The sequence below is a fragment of the Streptomyces sp. NPDC058231 genome (assembly GCF_042882275.1).
GTDB lineage: Bacteria > Actinomycetota > Actinomycetes > Streptomycetales > Streptomycetaceae > Streptomyces.
Genome location: NZ_JBHVWN010000145.1, coordinates 1 through 4,249 on the forward strand (window position 1 = coordinate 1; position 4,249 = coordinate 4,249).

General features: G+C 70.5%; 1 protein-coding gene and 3 pseudogenes. 2 read left to right on the plus strand and 2 right to left on the minus strand.

The genetic code is table 11. From position 1 onward, the window contains the following. Positions 1-162: 162 nt before the first annotated feature. A complete protein-coding gene (locus ACFVXE_RS38700; RefSeq protein ID WP_389678452.1) occupies positions 163-2,334 on the minus strand; it encodes an NEW3 domain-containing protein in 2,172 nt (723 codons plus the stop codon). 209 nt (positions 2,335-2,543) lie between these two features. Here ACFVXE_RS38700 and ACFVXE_RS38705 point away from each other — a divergent pair. After that, positions 2,544-3,025, plus strand: a pseudogene (locus ACFVXE_RS38705) (enoyl-CoA hydratase-related protein); the annotation flags it as partial. Positions 3,026-3,371: 346 nt separating this feature from the next. On the opposite strand, the pseudogene ACFVXE_RS38710 reads toward ACFVXE_RS38705, so the two are convergent. Next, positions 3,372-4,016, minus strand: a pseudogene (locus tag ACFVXE_RS38710) (ABC transporter permease); the annotation flags it as partial. Between the two features lie 17 nt (positions 4,017-4,033). Here ACFVXE_RS38710 and ACFVXE_RS38715 point away from each other — a divergent pair. After that, positions 4,034-4,249: pseudogene (locus ACFVXE_RS38715) on the plus strand (IS3 family transposase); the annotation flags it as partial.

Here is a 4,249-nt window from a genome sequence, read left to right on the forward strand (position 1 = left end):
TACCCCCCCTAACCCCACCCCCCACCCCCCCCCTACACCACCTCCCCTTACCCCACCCCACCACGCGCCCCCACGACCACCGCAGGCACCGGAAGCGCGGAGGACCCGGTCCCCGCAGTGGCCCCACCGGCGGATCACGCCGGGTGGGGCCGGGCACGCCCGTTACGGCTTGACCGCGAGGGCGAAGACGTGGATCGCGGGCTGGTCGGGCAGGGTGACGGTGCGCACGGTCTTGCCGGCGGTGAGCGGGACGGTGTTGGAGAACACCCGGTAGCTCACCCCGAAGTTGGCCGGGCCCGCGGGGGTGTTGCGGTGGTCCATGGTGAGGACCGTCTGCGCGCCGTAGTCGGTGGTCGTGGAGCAGCACCAGTTCGGGAAGCCGAGCGTGCCGGTGCTGGTCGTGCCGTCGGTGTAGGTCACCACGACCTGGCCGGAGGTGAATCCGGTCTCGGTGCCGAGGAACGCCAGCGCACTTCCCTGGCCGGTGAGTTCGACGACCTGGCCGCCGGTCTCCACGTTGTCGGGGGTGCCGGGCTCGGCGGTCGGCCAGGTGAAGGTCAGGCCGTTGGCGGTGATCGTGGCGCCGGGGGTGGCGCCGGCCGCGGCGAGCGCGTCGGCGGAGTAGCTGTTGCTGTCGCCGTCGAGGTTGCCCGGCGCGGTGTCGCTCTCCAGCGTGGCGCCGACGTTGTTGAAGGCGTCGGCGAGCGTCGGGTACGGCACGACCGTGGTGATCGTCAGCGGCCCGCTGACGGATTCCCGGCCGGCCGGGCCCGCCACGTAGTGCGCGGTCGCGGTGATGGTGCTGACCGTGGTGCCGGGCGCGGCCTCGGGTGCGGTGAGGGTGACCTTCGCCGTGGCGGTCTTTCCGGGGGCGACCCGGTTGAGGCGGACGGATGCGGGGGTGACAGTCCAGCCGGCCGGGGCGGTCAGCGACACGCTGGTGTCGGACAGGCCGGTCGGGCCGAGGTCGGTCACGCCCACGGTGTAGGTACCGGGGTGGTCGGCGGTGCTGACGTCCTTCCAGGTGACCGTGGTCGCGGGCGGCACGAACACGTCGCCGCCGGCGCTGACCCGGTAGAGCACGGTCGCGTGCGGCGGGACGTCGGCCGCGATGGTGCCGGTGGTCCGCGTGACGTGCTTGGTCACCAGGTCCTTCAGGACGAAGGACGAGCCGTGGCCGAAGCCCGCCGTGGCGGCCGAGGTGCTGATGGTCTGCGCGGAGTCGGACTTGTTGAACAGCGCGACGGCGCGGTCGCCGTTGGCCAGCGGCTTGGACAGGACGTCGTAGCCGTCGCCCTGCTGCACGATGCGGCCCTGCAGGCCCTCGGTGTCCTGGTCGACCGCGATGACGTCGCGGTTGCCGAGGACGGCGAGGGCGTCAGCGGACAGGTGGGTGAGGTCGGTGCTGGAGATCAGCGGCGCGGCCATCACCGCCCACAGCGACATCTGGCTCTGGATCTCGTCGCGGGTCAGCCCCGAGTCGCCGGCGAGCAGGAAGTCCGGGTCGTTCCAGCGGCCCGGGCTCTGAAGGTCGGCCAGGGCCACGTTGTAGGCGTAGTTGTACTTCAGCGAGCTCCACTTGGCGGCCGGGCTCTCCTGACCGAGGGCGACGTCGGCGCCCTCTCGCCACAGGTTGCCGACCTGGGCGGACCAGCCGATGACCTTGTCCCAGTCGGGTCCGTCCTGGAAGTACGCGGGTGCGGAGACGGAGAAGACCATCGGGCGCCCGGTGTTGAGCATCGCCTGGCTCCACGCGGAGTACGTTTCGTGGTAGCTCTGCTCGTCGGTCTTGCCGGGCTTGGTCGGCACGTTGCAGCCGTCGAGCTTGACGTAGTCGACGCCCCACTTCGCGAACAGGTCGGCGTCCTGCTGCCAGTGGTCCAGAGAGCCGGGGTAACCGCCGCAGGTGGTGGTGCCCGCGTCCTCGTAGATACCGAACTTCAGCCCCATGGCGTGGAGTTGGGCGCCGACGTAGTCCATGCCGTGCGGGAACTTCACCGGGTCGGAGACGAGGTTGCCCGAGCTGTCGCGGGAGCGCGTCATCCAGCAGTCGTCAGTGGTGACCGTGTCGTAGCCCTTGGCGGCGAGGCCGCTGCTCACCAGGGCTCGGGCGTTGCCGAGGATGGTGTTCTCGTCGATGTTGCACTGGTAGTACGACCAGTCGTTCCACCCCATGGGAGGGGTGGGCGCGTAGTTCGGGTACTGCGTGGCGGTGTCCGCGGGTGCGGCCGCGGACCCGGCGGGGGCCGCGGCCACCAGTCCGGCGAGCGTGAGGGCGAGCGAGCCGCAGCCGACGGCAGCTGTGCGCAGTCGCCGGGCGAGGGGTGATATCACGGGGAAACCTCATTGATTGGTCGGGCCGCGGGGGCGGCTGATCCAGAACCGTTGCGAGGTATATCCAGGCAGTAATGCGCAGAGTTGACAAGAGAACTGCAGTAACAAGCAGAAACGCGCAGTCTCACCCGCGCATTGACGCAGCCCAGCGGGGTCGCCCGGGCGGCGTCAGACGCACTGCACCTCGACGCCCTGCGCGGTGAACCGCTCGCACGCCGACGGTCGCGGCCATCTCCGGGTATGCGCTCGGCGGCGGCTGTGAGTCGGCGATGCTGTGCGACATCCTGCTGGCCTCCGAGACCGCCGTGTTCGGACAGCCCGAGATCAAGCTGGGCGTCATCCCCGGTATCGGCGGCTCCCAGCGGCTGACTCGCGCGGTGGGCAAGGCCATGGAGATGTGCCTGACCGGCCGCACCATGGACGCCACGGAGGCGGAGCGGGCCGGGCTCGTCTCCCGAGTGGTGCCTGCCGACGAACTGCTCGGCGAGGCCCTCGCCGACACCGTCGCGGGATGTCCCTGCCCGTCGCAATGATGGCGAAGGAAGCGGTGTCCCGGGCCTTCGAGACGACCCTCGCGGAGGGCGTCCGCTTCGAACACCGTCTCTTCCACGCCGAGTTCGCGACCGCGGACCAGAAGGAGGGCATGACCGCCTTCGTCGACAAGCGGCCGCCCGGCTTCACTCCCTCCTGACATACGCGCTGGTGAGCGGACCGGAAGCAACGCCTTCCGGCCTGCTCACCTGTCGCTGCCCGACGTCTCCACCGGATAGGGGACGTACGTGCGCCGGTCGGGCTCGCTGGGGCACCCCAGACCCGGCCCTGCCGTGTCCTCGATCCGGTCGCTGCCAGAGCCGGTGCTCGCCGCAGCTGGTCGACTGCGAATCGATGTGGATCAGTGCGGTGTGGCGGGATCGGGCCAGAGCCAGACCGCCATGGGCTGTGGCGTTCAGTCCCGCCTCCGGCCGGGCATACGGGACAGCTCTGCACGCGGACGGGGCGGGATGAGTTGCGGGAAGTGGCCGGCGCGGTCGTCTCGGCTACTTCGGGTCGCGGTTGAACTGCGCCGTCGACCAGCGGTAGCCGAGCGCGATCAGGCCGACGCACCAGAGGATCGCGATCCAGCCGTTGTTGCCGATCTCGGTGCCGAGGAGGAGACCACGGAGGGTTTCGATGGCGGGGGTGAAGGGCTGGTACTCGGCGATCGGCTGGAACCAGCCGGGCATGGTGTCGGCCGGGATGAAGGCGCTGGAGACGAGGGGGAGGAGGATCAGCGGCATGGCCATGTTGCTGGCCGCCTCGGGGTTCGGGCTGGCCAGTCCCATGCCGACCGCGATCCAGGTCAGCGCCAGGGCGAAGAGCGCGATGAGCCCGAATGCTGCCAGCCACTCCAGGACGGTTGCGTCCGTGGAGCGGAAGCCGATGGCCACGCCGACGGCGCCGACGAGGACCACGCTCATGACGGATTGCAGCACGCTACCGACGACGTGCCCGATGAGTACCGAAGGGCGGTAGACCGCCATCGTGCGGAAGCGGGCGATGAGGCCCTCGGTCATATCCATGGAGACGTACACCGCGGCCCCGATCACGGTGCTGCCGATGGTCATCAGCAGCAGGCCCGGGACGATGTAGGCGATGTAGTCGGAGCGGTCGGCGCCGCCGCCGATGCCCGCGCTCATCACGTTGCACCGCAGTCCATGCGCGATCGCGCGGGACCTACGGGGCCCCGCGCGTGCATGCCGTACTCACACGCGAGGGCGCCGGGTGCGGTCGGCGTCGTGTCGCACGACTGATGCGGGCCGCCGGGCTGCAGGGCCGGCACCGCCGCCGACGGCACGTGACCACGGTCCCCGATCCCAAGGCTGCCTTGCGTCCCGACCTCATCGTCCGGGACTTCCGGCCCGGCCGCACCGGGCTC